This is a genomic window from Leptothrix ochracea (genome assembly GCF_041083635.1).
In the GTDB taxonomy this organism is placed as follows: Bacteria; Pseudomonadota; Gammaproteobacteria; order Burkholderiales; family Burkholderiaceae_C; genus Sphaerotilus; species Sphaerotilus ochraceus.
This window is the reverse complement of sequence record NZ_JBFPHB010000021.1, coordinates 129,098-147,381: the sequence shown is the minus strand read 5'-3', so window position 1 is coordinate 147,381 and position 18,284 is coordinate 129,098. Positions and strand designations below refer to the sequence as shown.

Annotated in this window: 17 protein-coding genes and 1 pseudogene; 6 read left to right on the top strand and 12 right to left on the bottom strand. The window is 61.5% G+C overall.

The features are described from left to right. Nucleotides 1-14 precede the first annotated feature (14 nt). The 7 genes and pseudogenes from moaD to AB3X39_RS08810 form a co-directional block, all read right to left on the bottom strand. The gene (moaD, locus tag AB3X39_RS08840) at nt 15-266 is read right to left on the bottom strand and encodes a molybdopterin converting factor subunit 1 (RefSeq protein ID WP_369416993.1); all 252 of its coding nucleotides are present in this window, start codon (nt 264-266) and stop codon (nt 15-17) included. 27 nt (nt 267-293) lie between these two features. Next, entirely contained in the window at nt 294-1,550 is a 1,257-nt protein-coding gene (locus AB3X39_RS08835) for a molybdopterin molybdotransferase MoeA (RefSeq protein ID WP_369416992.1), read from the bottom strand. 24 nt (nt 1,551-1,574) lie between these two features. Beyond that, the gene (gene thrC / locus AB3X39_RS08830) at nt 1,575-3,020 is read right to left on the bottom strand and encodes a threonine synthase (RefSeq protein WP_369416991.1); all 1,446 of its coding nucleotides are present in this window, start codon (nt 3,018-3,020) and stop codon (nt 1,575-1,577) included. A gap of 13 nt (nt 3,021-3,033) precedes the next feature. Continuing rightward, on the bottom strand, nt 3,034-4,125 hold the full coding sequence (locus tag AB3X39_RS08825; RefSeq protein ID WP_369416990.1) for an AAA family ATPase: 1,092 nt from the start codon (nt 4,123-4,125) through the stop codon (nt 3,034-3,036). Beyond that, a complete protein-coding gene (locus AB3X39_RS08820; protein ID WP_369417021.1) occupies nt 4,125-4,640 on the bottom strand; it encodes a molybdenum cofactor biosynthesis protein MoaE in 516 nt (171 codons plus the stop codon). The genes AB3X39_RS08825 and AB3X39_RS08820 overlap by 1 nt, the downstream gene beginning before the upstream one ends. After that, nucleotides 4,629-5,138: pseudogene (gene ispF, locus AB3X39_RS08815) on the bottom strand (2-C-methyl-D-erythritol 2,4-cyclodiphosphate synthase); the annotation flags it as partial. The gene AB3X39_RS08820 and the pseudogene ispF, both read right to left, overlap by 12 nt. After that, entirely contained in the window at nt 5,132-5,914 is a 783-nt protein-coding gene (locus AB3X39_RS08810) for an enoyl-CoA hydratase (protein ID WP_369416989.1), read from the bottom strand. The gene AB3X39_RS08810 and the pseudogene ispF, both read right to left, overlap by 7 nt. A 91-nt stretch (nt 5,915-6,005) precedes the next feature. On the opposite strand from AB3X39_RS08810, the gene mltB reads away from it, so the two are divergent. From mltB to AB3X39_RS08795, 3 genes are all read left to right on the top strand, one after another. Beyond that, a complete protein-coding gene (mltB, locus tag AB3X39_RS08805) occupies nt 6,006-7,118 on the top strand; it encodes a lytic murein transglycosylase B (protein WP_369416988.1) in 1,113 nt (370 codons plus the stop codon). 92 nt (nt 7,119-7,210) lie between these two features. Further along, nucleotides 7,211-7,783 carry an RNA polymerase sigma factor gene (locus AB3X39_RS08800; RefSeq protein WP_407069222.1) on the top strand — a complete coding sequence of 191 codons (573 nt, stop codon included), beginning with the start codon at nt 7,211-7,213 and terminating at the stop codon, nt 7,781-7,783. A gap of 30 nt (nt 7,784-7,813) precedes the next feature. Then, a complete protein-coding gene (locus AB3X39_RS08795) occupies nt 7,814-8,110 on the top strand; it encodes a hypothetical protein (protein ID WP_369416986.1) in 297 nt (98 codons plus the stop codon). Nucleotide 8,111: 1 nt separating this feature from the next. Here AB3X39_RS08795 and tadA read toward each other — a convergent pair whose 3' ends face one another. From tadA to guaB, 5 genes are all read right to left on the bottom strand, one after another. Then, on the bottom strand, nt 8,112-8,702 hold the full coding sequence (gene tadA / locus AB3X39_RS08790) for a tRNA adenosine(34) deaminase TadA (protein WP_369416985.1): 591 nt from the start codon (nt 8,700-8,702) through the stop codon (nt 8,112-8,114). Nucleotides 8,703-8,704: 2 nt separating this feature from the next. Then, on the bottom strand, nt 8,705-11,692 hold the full coding sequence (locus tag AB3X39_RS08785; protein ID WP_369416984.1) for an EAL domain-containing protein: 2,988 nt from the start codon (nt 11,690-11,692) through the stop codon (nt 8,705-8,707). 36 nt (nt 11,693-11,728) lie between these two features. Then, nucleotides 11,729-13,333 (bottom strand): glutamine-hydrolyzing GMP synthase, encoded by a 1,605-nt coding sequence (gene guaA, locus AB3X39_RS08780; RefSeq protein WP_369416983.1) that lies wholly within the window; start codon nt 13,331-13,333, stop codon nt 11,729-11,731. A 10-nt stretch (nt 13,334-13,343) separates the two neighbouring features. Continuing rightward, nucleotides 13,344-14,546: an MFS transporter gene (locus AB3X39_RS08775; protein ID WP_369416982.1), complete on the bottom strand. Its 1,203-nt coding sequence runs from the start codon at nt 14,544-14,546 to the stop codon at nt 13,344-13,346. A gap of 167 nt (nt 14,547-14,713) precedes the next feature. After that, nucleotides 14,714-16,180 (bottom strand): IMP dehydrogenase, encoded by a 1,467-nt coding sequence (gene guaB, locus AB3X39_RS08770; RefSeq protein WP_369416981.1) that lies wholly within the window; start codon nt 16,178-16,180, stop codon nt 14,714-14,716. A 208-nt stretch (nt 16,181-16,388) separates the two neighbouring features. Here guaB and AB3X39_RS08765 point away from each other — a divergent pair, with 208 nt between their 5' ends. Genes AB3X39_RS08765 through AB3X39_RS08755 form a run of 3 tightly spaced genes read left to right on the top strand, consistent with a single transcriptional unit; the run spans nt 16,389 to nt 18,179 of the window. Further along, nucleotides 16,389-16,922: a cytochrome b gene (locus AB3X39_RS08765; RefSeq protein ID WP_369416980.1), complete on the top strand. Its 534-nt coding sequence runs from the start codon at nt 16,389-16,391 to the stop codon at nt 16,920-16,922. A 12-nt stretch (nt 16,923-16,934) separates the two neighbouring features. Next, nucleotides 16,935-17,561: a YceI family protein gene (locus AB3X39_RS08760; protein WP_369416979.1), complete on the top strand. Its 627-nt coding sequence runs from the start codon at nt 16,935-16,937 to the stop codon at nt 17,559-17,561. A gap of 39 nt (nt 17,562-17,600) precedes the next feature. Next, entirely contained in the window at nt 17,601-18,179 is a 579-nt protein-coding gene (locus tag AB3X39_RS08755; protein ID WP_369416978.1) for a YceI family protein, read from the top strand. The last annotated feature ends 105 nt before the right edge of the window (nt 18,180-18,284 follow it).

The window sequence follows — 18,284 nt, the reverse complement described above, 5'->3', positions numbered from 1 at the left end:
AAGGCCGGGGGATTTTACCCCCCGGTCACCGGCGGGAAAAATGCGACTTCGGCGCCGTCGGAGATTTCGGCGGCTTCGGGGCAGAGGGTTTGGTTGAGGGCAGCGCGGACGGTGTGTTCGCGGCTCAGGGCGGTGGTGTGGGGTTCGCCCAGGGCGATGAGTTGGTCGCGCAGCTGACCAACGGTGGTGCCTGGGGAGACTTCAACGGTTTCGGTAGCACCGAGGGCCTCGCGTAGCGAGGCGAAATACATCAACTGAACTTGCATGATCGGCTCTTGATCGGGGGCTTGTTGTTATTGCAGAAAACTCATCGGGATGAAGGACACCGTCTGGCCCGGCTCAACGAGCGTGCCAGCGGGAATATCCACCAAACCGTCGGCCCAGACCATCGAGGTCAGCACGCCAGAGCTTTGATTGGGATAGACCGTCACATGGCCTTCGGCATCGAGCCGCGCCCGCACAAACTCGCGCCGCGAATCGGCTTTGGTGCGCCGAAAGGCCGACCGCAGCGGCAAGCCGCGCGGCATGCCCAGCAGCGCCACCGGCACGCCTTGCAGGCGCAACAGCACCGGGCGCACCAGCAGCAAAAACGTCACCAAACTGGAGACCGGATTGCCCGGCAAGCCGATGAACCATGTGCTGCCCGCCCCCCCGCCAATCACGCCAAAAGCCAGCGGCTTGCCCGGCTTCATGGCGATTTGCCACAGATCCAAGCGGCCTTCGGCCTGCACGGCAGGGCGCAGATGGTCTTCTTCACCGACCGAAACACCGCCGGAAGTGAGGATCAGATCGTGCCCCTCGGCCGCCACACGCAAAGCGGCGCGGGTGGCTTCGAGCTGATCGGGCACCAAACCAAGATCGGTCACCTCGCAGCCCAAGGCTTGCAGCAAGCCAGACAAGGTGTAGCGGTTGGCGTTGTAGATCGCACCGGGGGGCATGTCCTCGGGGGCCACTTCACCCGGCATGACCAGCTCATCGCCGGTCGAAAACAGCGCCACGCGCGGACGGCGCGTCACGCCCAGCAGGGCCGCACCGACCGAAGCCGCCAAGCCCAACGCAGCTGGCGTGAGCCGGGTGCCTTGCTTGAGCACCGCACTGCCCCGTGCCACATCTTCGCCCCGACGACGGATCGACAAGCCATGCATCGGCTTGATCTGGACGCGCACAGAGCCCGCACCGTCAGCCTCGGCCAAAGCCTCGCACTCCTCTTGCATCACCACCGCGTCCGCGCCAGTGGGAATCTGTGCGCCGGTAAAGATCCGGGCCGCCGTGCCCGCTTGCAACGGCTGGCCCACCACCCCAGCAGGGATGCGCTGGCTGATGGGCAGCACCGTGCCGGGCACAGGGACATCCGCAGCCCGCATGGCGTAGCCGTCCATGGCGCTGTTGTCACCGGGAGGGACATCGAGCGCGGCGATCACATCGACCGCCAACACCCGGCCCAAGGCTTGGGCGGTGGGCACCGATTCGGTTTGCGCCAGGGGTTGAACGGCGGCCAACAACTGAGCTAAGGCGTCGTCCAGGTTTTGCAAGGGGGCGTTGTTGCGCATGTTCAGGTCGCAGTTCAGATCGGCTCAGACGGGGGCGTGGTCAACGATGTAGCGCTGCACTGTGGCGGTGTCGGCGGGCATGACTTGAAAGCGCTTGGGGCGCGATTCCAAATCAGCCAATGCTGCCGGGCGCGGTGCTTTGACATCGGGGCCAAGCGCTTCGGCGATGGTGGCTTCGAACTTGGCGGGCAAGGCAGTTTCCAGCACCAGCATCGGCACGTCAGCTTCGCGCAGCTCTTGGGCCACTTTGAGGCCGTCGGCGGTGTGGGTGTCGATCAGCACGCCGAACTGCTCAAAGGTGGTGCGGATGGTAGCCAGACGGTCGGCGTGGGTGCTGCGACCCGACTGGAAGCCGTAGTCAGCGATCTTGGCGAACTCGTCCGCCGTGAGCGTGAAAGCGCCTTCTTGGGCCAAGGCGCGACCAAACAAAGCTTGGGTGCGATCACCGTCACGGCCCAGCAGGTCAAAGACAAAGCGCTCGAAATTCGAGGCCTTGCTGATGTCCATCGAGGGGCTGGAGGTTTCGAAGGTCTCGGCACTTGAACGCACGCGGTAGCTGCCGGTACGGAAGAACTCTTCGAGCACGTTGTTCTCGTTGGTCGCCACCACCAAATGCTTGATCGGCAAGCCCATCATGCGCGCCACATGGCCGGCGCAGACGTTGCCAAAGTTGCCCGAAGGCACCGCAAAGCTCACCTGCTGGTTGTTGTTGGTTTGGGTCGCTTGAATATAGCCCGCGAAGTAGTACACCACCTGCGCCAAGAGCCGGGCCCAATTGATCGAGTTGACCGTGCCGATGCGGTACTTGCGCTTGAAATCCAGATCGTTCGACACCGCCTTGACGATGTCTTGGCAGTCGTCAAACACGCCTTCAACCGAGAGGTTGTGGATGTTCTCGTCTTGCAAGCTGAACATCTGCGCTTGCTGGAAAGCACTCATGCGGCCCAAGGGCGAGAGCATGAAAACACGCACGTTGTGCTTGCCGCGCATAGCGTACTCGGCCGCACTGCCGGTGTCGCCCGAGGTGGCGCCCAAGATGTTGAGCGTCTCGCCCCGACGGCCCAGTTCGTACTCGAACAAGTTGCCAAGCAACTGCATGGCCATGTCCTTGAAGGCCAAAGTCGGGCCGTTGGACAAGCCTTCGAGCATCAAGTTCGGCGCCAGCGGTGTGAGCGGCGTGATGGCGGCGTGACCCCCAAACACCTCGGCGGTGTAGGTCTTTTCGACCAAAGCGCGCAGATCAGCCGGCGGGATGTCGTCGATGTAGAGCGAGAGGATCTCAAAGGCCAGCTCGGCGTAGCTCAGCGAGCGCCAAGCGTTCAGGGTTTCAGCCGAAACCTTGGGGTAGGCCACGGGCAGGTACAACCCACCGTCCGGCGCCAAGCCTTCAAGCAAGATGTCAGAAAAGCCCCGCAAAACGCGGGGTTCGGTCGGTTCGGTCGAAGAGGCACGGGTGCTGATGTATTTCACGGCAAGAAGACCATCAAAAAAGAGATTGGGGGGCTGCGCCGTCTTCCGAGGCGAGCCAGGCGCGAATTGTCGCCGCATCCACGCTCGATGCGCTGCTGCTGGGACCCATGTCGGCGGAACTGCGGCCCTGGTAAATCTCAACCCCGCCCGCTTCGGTGCGGTGCAGGCCAAAAAAACGCGCATCCACCGCCTTGTGAGCGTCGTGCGTCAACAGAGCTTCAATCTCGTGCAGCAGAAAAAGGCTGTGCGAGGCGATGAACACTTGGATGCCGTTGGCGCTCAGATCGACGATGCTTTTGGCCACGCGCCGAATCAGCTTTGGGTTCAGATTGGCCTCGGGCTCGTCCCAAAAGAGCGCACCCTTGTCGAGCAAAGCCCCGGTGGCGATCAGCCGCGACAGCATGCCGAGCTTGCGCAGGCCCTCGGCCACCAGCGGCATTTCCATCCGGCCCCGGGCGTTGCGCAGATAAAAGCGGCCGTTGCGGTCCAGCTCGATCGAGCCTTGCATGGCGTCTTCGATGGGGGCCAACAGCTCACGGATGCGCTTTTCCTTCACCCCTTGCTTGAGCGGCGCGCCCAGCAGCACGCAGGTGTCGCGCCAAGTTTCCTCAAACTCCAAGTAGTGGCCTTCGTAGAAAGACACGAAGTTGGGAAAGATCGTCAGCAGCTCGCGCGTCGGCAAGTAGGCCGGCGAGGCATCGAGCCAAGCACTGGGCGCTTGGTTGACCGTCACTTCGGTGGTGCTTTGGGTGGCAAAACTGAAGCTCAGGTCGTACTGCGGCTCAGAAAACGACAGCGCAATGTCGCAGCGTTGCCGCCCCGGCTGCCGCCGCGCCAACCGCCCAAGTGATTCAGGCCGAAACACTTTGACCAATTTTTCGGCCACCTTGCTTTGCAAGGCGCTCTTGGTCGGTGCGCTGGCCAGCCCGCCTGCTTGGGGCTTGCGCCCTTCGGCGGCGCTCAGCGCCAAGTAGGTGTAGGCGATCTTGAGCAGATGCGATTTGCCGGCGCCGTTTTCACCCACAAAGACGTTCAAGTGCCGGCCAAAGTGCAAATCGGCCGATTGATACACCGTCAGGTTCTTGATCTGCAAGCGCTGAAGCATCACCAAGCATCCCCAGAGACCGCCCAGCGCTTCAAGGCGTCGTCATCACTCACGCGGGCATCGACCCAATGGGTGCTGCCGTCGGCAGCGGTTTCTTGCTTCCAAAACGGCGCTTGGGTTTTGAGATAGTCCATCAAGTACTCGCAGCCTTGGAAGGCCGCTCCGCGATGCGCCGCCGCTGCGCCCACCCAAACGATCTGTTCCTGCGCGCCCAAGGGGCCGATGCGGTGGATCACCCGGGCAGCGTGCAAGCCAAAGCGCTGGATGGCTTGATCGATCAAGGTCTCGATGCTGCGCTCAGTCATGCCGGGGTAATGCTCCAGCGTGAGCGTCGAGCCCGGCTCGCCGCGCACCGTGCCGACAAAGCTCACCACCGCACCGACGTGGCCATCTTCGGCACGCAAGGCCGCCACTTCGGTCGAGAGATCAAAGTCCTCAGCTTGAAGGCGCACCCGCGCTGGCTTAGGGGTGGCATGAAGGGGCGCAGATTCACGCACCCACTCACGCACCAACATGCACACCGCGCGGGTCTCGATGGCTTCGCCGCGCCCGACCGGCCCCATGCGCTCGGCGGTTTTGGCCTTGATGTTGATGCGCCCCACCTCGATCCCCAACACCTCAGCGATCCGGGCCTTCATGGCGGGCACGTGCTGTGCCATGCGCGGCTGCTGCGCCACCACGGTGCTGTCCACGTTCATGACCCCCCAGCCCAAGGCGCGCACGCTGCGTAGCGCCTCGGCCAACAGCACGGTCGAATCCGCGCCCTTGAAGCGCGCATCGGTGTCGGGAAAATGCGCGCCGATATCCCCCAAACCCGCCGCCCCCAAAAGGGCATCGGTCAAGGCGTGCAACAAAGCGTCGGCGTCCGAATGCCCCAGCAAACCGCGCTCAAAGGGAATCGTCACCCCGCCCAGCACCAAGGCACGCCCCGGCACCAAAGCGTGGGTGTCCCAGCCCTCGCCCACCCGCAACTCCGGCCAGACGTTTCTGGTGTTGCCTGCTGTGTTCACCATGAAGGCTTCCTTTTCTCGATGAAGGCTTGCACGCCTTCCAAAGTGGCGTCTTCCATCATGTTGCACGCCATCGTTTGGGTGGCGGCTTGGTAGGCTGCGGCCACGCCCATTTCCAGCTGGCGATAAAACAAATCCTTGCCCCAGGCCAAAGCGACACGCGGCTTGGTCAGCAAGACGCTCACCAGCCGCTCGATCTCGGCGTCCAGAGCCTCGGGCTCGGCCACACGGTTGATCAAGCCCTTGTCGAGCGCTTGCTCGGCGCTGATGAATTCACCGGTTGTGAGCATCTCAAAGGCCGCTTTGCGACCGATGTTGCGCGACAAGGCCACGGCGGGCGTCGAGCAAAACAGGCCCAAATTGACACCGCTGACCGCAAAGCGCGCCTTGCTGGAAGCCACCGCCATGTCACACGCCGCCACCAACTGGCAACCCGCAGCGGTCGCCACCCCGTGCACCCGCGCAATCACCGGCACCGGCAAGCGGGCGATGGCCTGCATGACTTGGCCGCATTGACCAAAGAGCGCGCGGTAAGCGTCCATCGAGGGCTCGGCGCGCATCTCGACCAAATCGTGACCCGCGCAAAAAGCTTTGCCCGCACCCGCCAAGATGACGCAGCGCACGCTCTCATCTTCGGCAATGGCGGCCCACTCGCGTTGCAAGGCCTCAAGCAGCGCCTCGGACAAAGCGTTGAAAGCTTGCGGGCGGTTCAAGGTCAGGGTCAGCACGCCCCGGGCATCTTGGGTGCGCAGCAAAAGCGGTTCATCAAGGGTCAACATGAAAGGCTCCATGGAATCAAGGGCGGCCGCGACGATACCCGAAAGCGCCGCGACCCGATCAACAACCGCCCCATGACAGGGACAATGGCGCATGTTTTTCAAACCACACACCCCAACCAGCGTCGGCGCCGCGCTGCTTGGCTTGGCCTGCGTCTTGACGACCCTCCCGGTTTCGAACGCCCACGCCAAGAAAAAGGCCCACACCGCAGCACACAAGGGTGGGCATGCCACCCAACCCACTGAGGCCTCTGTGGCTTATGGCCGCAGCGAAGCCGTGCTGGCTTTTGCGCGCCAAGTCAGCGAGCGTCATCCCGAGCTTGACCGGGTTTGGGTGGAGAACGTCTTGCAAGACGCCCGCCGCCTGCCCATCGTCGAGCGACTCATCATGCCGGCCGCCACCCCCAGCGCGAAGAACTGGATGGTCTACCGGGCGCGCTTCATGGACCCACTGCGTCAGCAAGAAGGCCGGCGCTTTTTGAAGACCCACGCCCAAGCCTTGCAGCGTGCCGAAGACCGCTACGGCGTGCCCGCTGAAGTGGTGGCGGCCATCATCGGTATCGAAACCATCTATGGCCGCAACACCGGCAACTTCCGCATCCTCGACACCCTGGCCACGCTGAGCTTCAACTTCCCCACGGGCCGCAGCGACCGCTCCGGTTTTTTCCGCAGCGAGCTGGAGCAATTCTTGGTGCTGTGCAAACGCGATCACCTTGATCCGCTCAGCGCACGCGGCTCCTACGCCGGGGCCATGGGTCTGGCGCAGTTCATGCCCGGCACTTGGCTGAACTACGCCGTGGACTTCAACGACGACGGGCGCATCGATCTGCTCAACGACACCACCGATGTCATCGGCAGCGTGGCGGCTTATTTGCACGCCAGCGGTTGGCAACGCGGCGTGCCCACCCACTTCGCCGTCAGCCCCCCCAAGAGCGACACCGCGCTGGCCACCTTGCTCGGCCCCGACATCCAGCCGAGCTTCAGCGCCTATCAGTTCACCAACCTCGGCGCCCAACTCGACCAAGCCGGGCAGGAGTATCCCGAACTGCTCGCCTTGGTCATGCTGCGCAACGGCACCGAGCTGCCGCCCGACTTCGTGGCCGGCACCAGCAATTTCTGGGCGATCTCGCGCTACAACTGGTCGGCCTACTACACCATGGCCGTGATCGAGTTGAGTCAGGCGCTGGCGAATCGTCGTCAAAAATAAAAAGGCCCTGACCACAATATGTCCGCGCGGCATCCGTCTACACAAGTATGGATGCCACTCTTTCCTCCCAACCGACGCTGCTGGTGATGCCGATGGCTTTGGCCGATAAGGAACAACGCCTCACAGCCACCCTGTCGCAAGAACGAGGTCGGCTGCGCAGCTTCATCCGAGGTCAGGTGCGTGATGCGAGCGACGCGGAGGACATCTTGCAAGACGTGTTCTTCGAGTTCACGCAGGCTTGGCGTCTGCCCGAGCCGATTGAACAAGCCGGGGCTTGGCTGTTTCGGGTGGCGCGGCATCGGATCATCGATCGCTTTCGCAAAAAGCGCGAAGAGCCGCTGCGCAGCGCGACATCCAACACCGAGGCCTCGGATACCTCCGATGCCGACGAGCCCTGGTTGGAGGACGTGCTGCCCTCGCCCGAGGACGGCCCCGAGGCGCTTTATGCCCGCAAGGTGCTGCTCGAACACATCAGCGCCGCGCTGGCCGAACTGCCCGAAGAGCAACGAGCGGTCTTCATCGCTCACGAGATTGAAGGTCGCAGCTTTGAGGCCATGGCCCAAGAACAGGGCTTGAGCACCAACACCTTGCTGGCGCGTAAACGCTATGCGGTGCTGGCTTTGCGCAAGCGGCTTCAGCCCATCCATGACGCTTTTTTCGAGTAACCGTTTTTCGCCGTCTTTAGGAGAACTTTCATGAACTGCAAACCCAATTGCGCCACCCGTTTCGCCAAGATCGCTGTCATGGTCCTGCTCGGCATCGCCGCCATGGGCTATGTGGTGATGTCACTTTGGAACTGGCTGGTGCCGAGTCTTTTCACCAGCGCGCATGAGATCAGCTACCTCCAAGCCTTGGGCGTGCTGGCCTTGAGCAAAATCCTCTTCGGCGGCTTTCGTGGCCCCGGCGGTGGCTGCCGCCGCTCATGCTCACCGCGTCACAAGATGAACTTGAGCGCAGAAGAACGCGAACAGCTCCAAAGCTGCGCACGCTGAGCTAGATCATGGGATCGATCTCGTCGGCCCACACTTCCACACCGTGGGCGACCGGGATCGATGCTTCTTCCACCGCCTCGACCGCCCTCACAGCGGGTTCGGGGAGGTCCAACATCTGGCGGGCTTGTTTTTTCTGGGCGCGGCGTTCGGCAAAGAATTCGCGCAGCAGTTTGGCCGACTGATCGGCCAAGACACCGCCTTCGATCTCGGTTTGGTGGTTCAGCGCCTTGACCTCGAAAAGGTTGAGCACCGAACCGGCCGCGCCGGTTTTGGGATCGGGCGCAGCGTAGACCACGCGCTTGAGGCGGGCGTGCAGCATGGCGGTGGCGCACATGGCGCAGGGCTCCAGCGTCACGTAGAGCTCGCAGTCGGGCAAGCGATAGTTCTCCATCAACGCGGCCGCATGGCGCAGGGCGATGATTTCAGCGTGTGCCGTGGGGTCGTGGGTGGTGATGGGCCGGTTGTAGCCCGTGGCGATGAGCTGCGGACCATTCTCGGTGTGTCGCACGATGACCGCGCCAACGGGCACTTCGCCTGTCAAGCGGGCGTTGAGGGCTTGGTCCAAGGCCTGGGCCATCCAAGATTCGTCCATCGTCATAGTTCCAAACTGACGGCATCAAACACCGTGGCATGCCAAGCCTCGGAGGTTGGCGTACTCACCCCCCCCCGTGCATCAGCATGGGGATGGGGATGGGGAACGGCAGCCACCGCCACGGCGCGATGCAAATCCACCAAGTGGCTGATCACCACATCGCGCATCCCCAAAAGAACCTTGGCCTGTTGCTGGGCCGCTTCGGTCTGACCATCCGCATTAAGTTGCAGGACCTCCAAACCCACGCGATGGATCTCCGCATGGACGTTCTCGATGGCCTTGAAGGCGTGCAATTGGCTGTAGCGCTGCAAACCATCGCCGTAATACCACTGGCCAAATCGACAGCGGGTGTGATCACACACCTCTTGCACGGTTAACCGCAGCGGCACACCTTGGGTGGCCGAGACAATTTGCTGCACCCAATGGATGTGATCTTGTTGGGCCATCAAGAGCGGGAAGTCGTTGACATTCCACGTCACATCGGCCCAAAGACGCCAACTATCCTCACCTTGGTAGGTCTGAGCCCACACCGGAATGGCCTCGGCTGACATGGGCCGTGCAATGGCATGGCCTTGACCGTGATGGCATCCCAGCCGCATCAAAAGCAACCCCTGTTCTGGGGTACCAATGCCCTCGGCAATGATCTGCCGGCCAAAGATGCGAACCATGGAGATCAAGGACTCCACCAGCGCCAAATCAGCAGGATCGTCGGCCATGCTGTGAATGAAGCTCGGATCGATCTTGACGGTGTCAGCGGGCAACCTCTTGAGATGCAACGGTGACGACGCTCCCGGACCAAAATTCCCCAGCGCCACCTTGATGCCGAGCGCTTGATAGCGCGTGATGAGTGAGCCCAAGCGATGCAAATCATTTTGCGCACCGGACTCAAGCAATTCGATTTCCAGCATGGCGGGCGGCACATCCGGGGCCGCTTCCAAGCGGTCCTTCAAGCATGTCAAGGTGGCTGGGGCAAACAATGAATCGCACGACATGTTGAAGCTGATCGGCCAAGCATGCCCTTGCGCCATCCAACGTTGCTGCTGCGCGATCACTTCCTCGATCACCCACTGGGTGATTTGCTCATCCAAGACATGCTGCTGCACCAAAGGCAGAAATTCGAGCGGCAACAACAGCCCCTCTTCGGGATGCTGCCAACGCAACAGGGCCTCGACGCCCGTCATCACGCCACCGCCCAAATGCACCTTGGGCTGAAACAGCAAGCGAAACTCACCGTCATGCAGGGCTTGGGCTAGACGCTCAAGGCGCTGTAGTTGCACCGGGGTTTCCTGATCATCTTGATCCTCAAAGATCCGGTATTGATGACCGCCCAAAGCCTTGGCGCGGTACATCGCCTGATCGGCATGGCGCAACAAAGTGTCGGGCTCGCACGGTTCATCCGGTAGCAGGGCCACCCCCACGCTCGCGCCCAGACGATGCGTGGCTTTTTCGGTCAGACAAGGTTCGGCCATGGCGGTGATCAAGCGGGTCAGGATCTGATCCAGCTCATCGGTGGAGGACAACGACCCCAGAAGCAGCACAAATTCATCGCCACCAAGACGCCCCACGGAATCAGTGCTTCGGACCGCCGCCTTGAGTCGCTGGGCCACGATGACCAACACCTCATCACCAACGTCATGTCCATGCTGGTCATTGATGGCTTTGAACCCATCCAGATCCACAAAACAAACCGCCAGCATGCTTCGATCACGGCGCGCTTGAGCCACCCCTTGTTCAAGCCGGTCATGAATCAGCCAGCGATTGGGCAGATCCGTCAGAGCGTCATGCCCCATCTGCCAAGCCATGCGCTGCTGCATCGCCACCCGCTCGGTGACATCGCGGAAAACCACCACGCCCCCCACCACGTGGCCCGCACCATCGTGAACCGGGGCGACGGAGCCTTCGATGATGCGTTCGACACGCCCATGACCCAGCAAGCGACTGTGTTCGGCCAGTTTCACCACTTTGGCGGTTGTCAGGGCCAACGCCATCGGGTCAGCCACCGAAGCGCGGGTGTTGTGGCTCACGACCGGCATGACCAGCCGCAATGGTTGACCCAGCACTTCCTCGCGGGTGCGTCCCAGCAGGGCTTCGGCCACGGGGTTGATGAAGCAAACCTGCGCTTTGGCGTCGGTGGCGATCACCGCTTCGGCAATCGACGCCAAGGTGATTTCGAGGCGTTCTTTTTCTTGAAAAAGCTCGGAGCGGGCCCGCCGCAGACGCCCCACCAATTGCTCCGTTTGTTCCGCCATGCTGTTGAACGCTTCGCCAGCTTGGCGAATTTCTTGGCACCCGGCCACCTCCACCCGAGCCCCCACCTGCCCGGCTTGCAACGATTGCGCGGCCTGACCCAACTGCGCCAAACTCCGCAAGGAGCTGCGTAACAGCAACGCCAACAGGGTGCTGAGCACCGCAATCACCACCACAACCATGCGAGCTTGGATGGAGACCCGCAACCATGCGAAATCAATCCAAGGGGTGGGGTCGGTGTGTAAAACCAACTGGCCGTAGGTCCGCCCCTGCCAGACCATCGGAAATTGACGGCTCAACCCCGACAGATGGATCAGCCCCGGAAACCATCTGGGCGCAGTGGCAACGGCTCCGGGCGGCATCGACGGCGAAACGTGTTGCCGCACCACCGTCGTTGCGTCAGCGTGTTGAATCGATTGTTCAACCACCTCACCATTGGGGCGGGTCCATTGCCAATGCACAGCGGCCATACCGTTCATCTGCACCACAGGCTGGGCCAGCAACGACAAGGTGTCGCTCTGGCCCATGGCCACCTGCACCGCCATCGACTGCACCAGCATGGCACCCAGTCGATCCAGTAAATCGTTCTGGGCCGTGATGGCCTGTTGACGCTCCTCTTGCATCACTTGCCAAGTACGCACACTGCCGGCAAAGAGAATCAACAGGATCGCTGGCACAAGAAGCCGCCAAAGCAAGGCCTTGGGCCACCACACCAACCAACGCACCCACCCAGCGTGTTTCATGGTGTTGAACGTATGAAGAAAGCTCGGTCGAAAGACTTATTCCCACTCAATGGTGGCAGGCGGCTTGCTCGACACGTCGTAGGTCACGCGGTTGATGCCGCGCACCTCGTTGATGATGCGGCTGGAGACCTTCTTGAGCAGGCTGTACGGCAGCTCGGCCCAGTCAGCGGTCATGAAGTCGCTGGTCTGCACGGCGCGCAGGGCCACGACGTAATCGTAGGTCCGACCGTCGCCCATCACGCCCACGCTCTTGACCGGCAGGAACACCGTGAACGCTTGGGAGGTCAGGTCGTACCAGCTCTTGCCCGTGGCCGGGTCGATCGTGGCGCGCAGCTCTTCGATGAAGATGTGATCGGCGCGTTGCAGCAAGCTGGCAAAGTCGGCCCGCACCTCACCCAAGATGCGCACGCCCAAGCCCGGACCCGGGAACGGGTGGCGATAGACCATCTCGTGCGGCAGGCCGAGTGCGACGCCCAGCTCGCGCACTTCGTCTTTGAAGAGTTCGCGCAAGGGCTCCAACAACTTCAGACCGAGTTTTTCGGGCAAGCCACCCACGTTGTGGTGGCTCTTGATGGTGGCCTTCTTGCTGGCGGTGCCGCCCGACTCCACCACGTCCGGATAGATCGTGCCTTGGGCCAGGAAGGTCGCCCCTTTGTGGCCTTGGCCCGAAGCTTTGAGCTTGGCGGCTTCGGCCTTGAAGACCTCGACGAACTCGCGGCCGATGATCTTGCGCTTTTGTTCGGGGTCGGTGACGCCCTTCAGGTGGCCCATGAACTGCTCGACGGCCTGCACGTGCACAACCTTGGCATGCAGCCGACCGGCGAACATGTCCATCACCATCGCACCTTCGTTGAGACGCAGCAGGCCATGATCGACAAACACGCAGGTCAGTTGGTCGCCGATGGCGCGGTGAATCAACGCCGCAGCCACCGATGAATCGACCCCCCCCGACAGGCCGAGGATCACCTCCTCGTCGCCCACTTGCTCGCGGATCTTGGCCACGGCCTCAGCGATGTAGTCACCCATGATCCAGTCGCCACGGCAGCCGGCGATGTCGCGCACAAAGCGCGTCAGCAGGGCGGCCCCCTGCACGGTGTGCGTTACCTCGGGGTGGAACTGGACGGCGTAGTAGCCCTTATCTTCATGCGCCATCCCGGCAATCGGGCAACTCGGCGTCGAGGCCATCAGCTTGAAGCCCGGCGGCAAGGTGGTGACCTTGTCGCCGTGGCTCATCCACACTTTGAGCATGCCGTGACCTTCGGGCGTGCCGAAGTCTTGGATGCCTTCCAGCAGCTTCGTGTGGCCGTGGGCGCGGACTTCGGCGTAGCCGAATTCGCGCTGATCGCTCCAGCTCACCGTGCCACCAAGCTGCACCGCCATGGTCTGCATACCGTAGCAAATGCCGAGCACCGGCACACCCGCATCCCACACCGCTTGTGGCGCACGCAGCTGGTGGTCTTCGTAGGTCGAGGCGTGGCTGCCGCTCAGGATGATGCCCTTGGGCGCGAACGACTTGATGAAGTCGTCAGACACGTCGTTTGGATGGATCTCGCAGTAGACGTGCGCCTCGCGCACGCGCCGGGCGATCAGCTGAGTGACTTGCGAACCGAAGTCGAGGATGAGGATCTTGTCGTGTTGCATGGCAGATTCTTCAGGCCGCCTTGGGGGCAGCAGGATGACGGCGGAAATGGCGCGTGGCAACGATCATCGAGACCAGTTGCAACGCCGCGCAAAAGTAGAACGGTGCGCCCACGCGCCAGTCGTCACGGGGCAGATGCGAGACCGCACCCATCAGCGGTGCACCCAGTACCGGACCGATCACCGCCATCAAGCTGGTGAGCGAGGCCACGGCACCCATGGTCTGACCTTGTTCTTTGGCATTGGCCGCGTTGGAGACGATGCTTTGCATCGCCGCTGTGACCGTAAAGCCCAGCAAGTTAAGCGCAATCACGGCGTACATCACCCAGCCTGCCGGGGCCAAACCCCAAGCCAAGTAGCCTAGAGAGCTGGAGATCAGGCCGATCACCGCCATCTTGCGGGCTTCCCAGCGCTTGAGCAGCCGACCCAGCAAGTAGCCTTGGACGATGGCCGCCGCGATGCCGACAGCAAACATCGACCAGCCGTTCTCAACCGGCCCCCAGCCAAACTTGAAGGTGGTGTAGAGCACCCACGTGGTGTACATGACGAACTGCGCCAAGTTGCTGAGCGCCATCACCAGCACCAAGGAGCCCACGCCTTCCAGACGACCCAAGCGGCGCAGCGACAGCACTGGGTTGGCCGAAGCCAGGGTGAGGGGGCGGCGATGATCGGGCGAGAGGGATTCCGGCAAGACGAAGTAGCCGTAGGCCAAGTTCAGCAAAGCCAGTACACCCGCAGCCACAAAGGGCAGACGTAGGTCAATGCCACCGAGTAAACCGCCCAAAACCGGCCCAATGATGAAACCGATGCCGAACATGGCACCCAACATGCCGAAACGCTTGGCGCGCTCAGCCGGCGTGGAGATATCGGCCACATAGGCGTTGGCCACGGCAGCGTTGGCTTGCAAGGCGCCGCCAAACATCCGCACCACGATCAGCACCCAGATTTGCTCGGCCAAAGCGGTGGCAAAGAAATTGATCGCCAAACCACAAAACCCCAAAAGCAGCACGGGGCGGCGACCATAGCGGTCCGACAACGCCCCCAAGAGCGGCGCGCCAAAGAAGTTGGCCAAGCTGAAGGCGAAGGCCACCACGCCGTACCACATCGCCTGCTCACTCGGATCGGCGGTGAACCGACTCACGATCAAAGGCAACACCGGCACGATCAAGCCAATGGCGATCATGTCGATCAGCACCGTGATCATGATGAAACGCATGGCAGCGGTACGCGGTGGCCGTGAAGCCTCAGGGGTCGGGACAACAGTCGTCGGATCAGCGGATTGAGTCATTGGAGGCGGCGGCAGGTTGGCGATAAAAACAGCGACGCCCGGCCATAAGCCGGGCGCATCGGGTTCACAGACACCCAAGGTGCCTGGACCCCATCTCACTCCATCCGATAGTTCGGAGCTTCTTTGGTGATCTGCACATCGTGGACATGGCTTTCGCGGATGCCTGCCGAGGTGATCTCGACAAACTCGGCCCGATCACGCATTTCTTCGATGCTGGCGCAGCCGCAATACCCCATGGATGCCCGCAAACCACCGGCCATTTGGAACAGGATCGCCACCACCGAACCCTTGTAGGGCACGCGGCCTTCGATGCCTTCCGGCACCAGCTTGTCGGCATTCGGGTTGGCATCGTTGTCTTGGAAGTAACGATCCGCCGAACCGGCTTTCATCGCGCCGATCGAGCCCATGCCGCGGTAGCTCTTGTAGCTACGGCCTTGGAAGAGCACCACTTCACCCGGAGCCTCTTCGGTCCCGGCGAACATGCCACCCATCATGATGGTGTTGGCCCCGGCCGCAATCGCCTTAGCGATGTCACCCGAGTAGCGCACGCCACCGTCAGCGATCAACGGCACGCCGGTGCCGCGCAAAGCGGTGGCGACGTTGTCGATGGCGGTGATTTGGGGCACGCCCACACCAGCCACGATGCGGGTGGTGCAAATTGAGCCCGGGCCGATACCGACCTTGACACCATCGGCACCGGCTTCGACCAACGCCAGCGCGGCAGCACCGGTGGCGATGTTGCCGCCGATGACATCGATCTGCGGATAGTTTTGCTTGACCCAACGCACGCGGTCGAGCACGCCTTGGCTGTGACCGTGGGCGGTATCGACGACGATGGCGTCCACACCGGCCCGAGCCAGCAACTCCACCCGCTCTTCGGTGCCCTCACCCACACCGACCGCAGCACCGACGCGCAGCTTGCCTTGGGCGTCGCGTGCAGCGTTGGGGAAGTTGGTCTGTTTGGTGATGTCCTTGACCGTGAACAAGCCGCGCAGTTCGTTGGCGGCATTGACGACCACCACACGCTCAAGCTTGTGCTGATGCATCAGGGCCTTGGCGTCAGCCAACGAGGTACCTTCCGGCACCGTGATCAAGCGATCACGCGTGGTCATGATCTCGCGCACCGGCGCATCGAGACGGGTCTCGAAACGCAAGTCGCGGCCGGTGACAATGCCGACCACGCAGCCCGCGTCCACCACCGGAAAACCGGAGATGCCGTGATGGCGTGACAGCTCAATCACCTGACGAACCGGCATATCCGGAGCGATGGTGATTGGATCCTTGAGCAAACCCGATTCGTAGCGCTTGACGCGCGCCACTTCAGCGGCCTGCTGCTTCGGGGTTAGGTTTTTGTGAACGATACCCATACCACCCTCCTGAGCGATCGCAATCGCTAGGCGAGCTTCGGTCACCGTGTCCATGGCAGCGGACACCAGTGGCAGGTTCAGGGTGATGTTGCGTGACAAGCGGGTGGATAACACCGTGTCGCGCGGCAAGATCTTTGAATAGGCGGGGACCAGCAGAACGTCGTCGAAGGTCAGCGCTTTACCGAGAAGGCGCATGAAATAATGCTCCGGGCGCAAAATACGATTATAAGCGAGCGGCCATGCTCTATGCCGAGGATCCCCTTCAGCATTTTCCAATGCTCAGAACAAGGGGCCTGAACTCTGCCCCATCCCGATGCCCCTAAGCTTGGCAGCGTTGATTCAGAACACCTACATTGCCACCCTGTCTGATCAGTCAGTAACCCTCATGACCAAGCTCCGCACCATGCATCGCTATACAAGCACAGCCATCACCTTGCATTGGCTGTTGGCCGTTGGGCTGATCGGAACGTTCATGGTTGGCATCTACATGGCGGATTTACCCTTCTCGCCGCAACGTCTCAAGCTCTACAACTGGCACAAATGGGCCGGTGTGACGATCTTGTTGTTATCGGTGTTTCGGCTTGTTTGGCGCATGCGTCATCGCCCACCGGCCTTGCCCACCGCTCTTCAAAGCGCCATGCCCGCTTGGCAAAAAGCGGCTTATCACGGCACCCATCACCTGATGTATGTCCTCTTTTTGGCCATGCCCTTGCTGGGCTGGGCCTACAGTTCAGCCGCTGGTTTCCCCATCGTCTGGTTTGGCGTGCTGCCACTGCCAGATTTTGTCGGCCCCGACAAGGCTCTGGCGGACATGCTCAAGTTCATGCATAAGCTCAGTGCCTTGACCTTGGCTGGCTTGGTGATCATGCATGTGGGGGCAGCCCTGAAACACCAATTCATCGATCGTGACGGCCTGCTGAGCCGGATGCGTTTTTGAGAGGTTTGAACCATGAATCCCTTGTTGTCGCGACCTTTTCTGCCGTCTCCACGCACGCTCTGCGGTGTATTTTTGGGGTTATCCCTCGGCCTTCCCGGCGGCGTCCATGCCCAAGCCGCAGGACCCAGCGCCAAACTCGACGCCTCCAAGAGCGAGGTGCTCTTCGTCAGCAAGCAAATGGGTGTGCCGGTTGAAGGTCGTTTTCGCAAGTTCGATGCCCAAGTCAGCTTTGATCCGAAGAAACCGGCGGCCGGCAAAATCAGCCTGAGCATCGAAACAGCCAGCGCCACCTTGGGCACCCCGGAAGCGGATGGCGAGATGCCGAAGAAAACGTGGTTCAACGCCTCAGCCTTTCCACAAGCGACGTTTCAATCGAGCGTGATCAAGGCGCTCGGGTCGGGGCGCTATGACATCGGCGGCAAGCTGAGCATCAAAGGCAGCAACCAAGATGTCGTGGTTCCGGTCACGCTGAGCCAAGGTGGTGCAGGTGCGAACTTGATCACCACCGCCACCGGCACCTTCTCGATCAAACGGTTGGACTTCAAGATCGGCGACGGCGAGTGGGCTGATACATCCATGGTCGCCAACGATGTTCAAATCAAATTCAAGCTCAGCCTTAGTGGCATGCCCGCTCTCTAAAAAAGCTCTTTTCACCCTGTAACGCACTGAGGAAACTCCATGAAAAAGACCCTGATCGCGACCCTCGCTACCGCTGCCACCTTGATCGGTGGCGCGGCTCAAGCCGAATCTGCCAGCTACACCATCGAGCCGAACCACACGTATGTGACCTTCGAAATCGGTCACTTCGGCACCACCACCAACCGGGGCCGTTTCGACAAGAAGGAAGGCACCGTGCAACTTGACCGCGCCGCCAAAAAAGGCAAGGTCGAAGTGACCTTTGACGTTGGCTCGATCAACACCGGCTCCGCGCAGTTCGACAAGCACCTGCGTAGCGAAGAAATCCTCAAGACCGAAGCCTTCCCCAAGGCCACCTTCATCGGCGACAAGTTCACCTTCAACGGCGACAAGGTCTCGGAAGTCAGCGGTCAACTCACCCTGTTGGGCAAGACCAACCCGATCACGCTCAAGGCCAGCAACTTCAACTGCTATCAGCATCCGATGATGAAGCGTGAAGTCTGTGGCGGCGACTTCCGCGCCACCATCAAGCGCAGCCAATGGGGCGTGGATTACGGCATAGCCTACGGTTTCTCTGATGCCATGGATCTGGTGATCCAAGTCGAAGCTGTGCATCAGTAAACCCATAGCGCTCACGCTGCCCAAGCCCTGCCCGCATAGGCAGGGCTTTTTTCATGGTCGATTCATGGCTTGTTTTGTTGTGGCAATATTTGCCTAAGCAACATT

What these genes read in the sequence shown, in the direction of transcription:
- AB3X39_RS08835 (WP_369416992.1), bottom strand. Translation starts at nt 1,550, where the DNA reads ATGCGCAACAACGCCCCCTTGCAAAACCTGGACGACGCCTTAGCTCAG.
- AB3X39_RS08775 (WP_369416982.1), bottom strand. Translation starts at nt 14,546, where the DNA reads ATGCGTTTCATCATGATCACGGTGCTGATCGACATGATCGCCATTGGC.
- AB3X39_RS08825 (WP_369416990.1), bottom strand. Translation starts at nt 4,125, where the DNA reads ATGCTTCAGCGCTTGCAGATCAAGAACCTGACGGTGTATCAATCGGCC.
- AB3X39_RS08755 (WP_369416978.1), top strand. Translation starts at nt 17,601, where the DNA reads ATGAAAAAGACCCTGATCGCGACCCTCGCTACCGCTGCCACCTTGATC.
- mltB (WP_369416988.1), top strand. Translation starts at nt 6,006, where the DNA reads ATGTTTTTCAAACCACACACCCCAACCAGCGTCGGCGCCGCGCTGCTT.
- AB3X39_RS08800 (WP_407069222.1), top strand. Translation starts at nt 7,211, where the DNA reads ATGGCTTTGGCCGATAAGGAACAACGCCTCACAGCCACCCTGTCGCAA.
- AB3X39_RS08810 (WP_369416989.1), bottom strand. Translation starts at nt 5,914, where the DNA reads ATGTTGACCCTTGATGAACCGCTTTTGCTGCGCACCCAAGATGCCCGG.
- AB3X39_RS08795 (WP_369416986.1), top strand. Translation starts at nt 7,814, where the DNA reads ATGAACTGCAAACCCAATTGCGCCACCCGTTTCGCCAAGATCGCTGTC.
- AB3X39_RS08820 (WP_369417021.1), bottom strand. Translation starts at nt 4,640, where the DNA reads ATGTTGGTGCGTGAGTGGGTGCGTGAATCTGCGCCCCTTCATGCCACC.
- AB3X39_RS08765 (WP_369416980.1), top strand. Translation starts at nt 16,389, where the DNA reads ATGCATCGCTATACAAGCACAGCCATCACCTTGCATTGGCTGTTGGCC.
- AB3X39_RS08785 (WP_369416984.1), bottom strand. Translation starts at nt 11,692, where the DNA reads ATGAAACACGCTGGGTGGGTGCGTTGGTTGGTGTGGTGGCCCAAGGCC.
- moaD (WP_369416993.1), bottom strand. Translation starts at nt 266, where the DNA reads ATGCAAGTTCAGTTGATGTATTTCGCCTCGCTACGCGAGGCCCTCGGT.
- guaB (WP_369416981.1), bottom strand. Translation starts at nt 16,180, where the DNA reads ATGCGCCTTCTCGGTAAAGCGCTGACCTTCGACGACGTTCTGCTGGTC.
- AB3X39_RS08760 (WP_369416979.1), top strand. Translation starts at nt 16,935, where the DNA reads ATGAATCCCTTGTTGTCGCGACCTTTTCTGCCGTCTCCACGCACGCTC.
- guaA (WP_369416983.1), bottom strand. Translation starts at nt 13,333, where the DNA reads ATGCAACACGACAAGATCCTCATCCTCGACTTCGGTTCGCAAGTCACT.
- tadA (WP_369416985.1), bottom strand. Translation starts at nt 8,702, where the DNA reads ATGGACGAATCTTGGATGGCCCAGGCCTTGGACCAAGCCCTCAACGCC.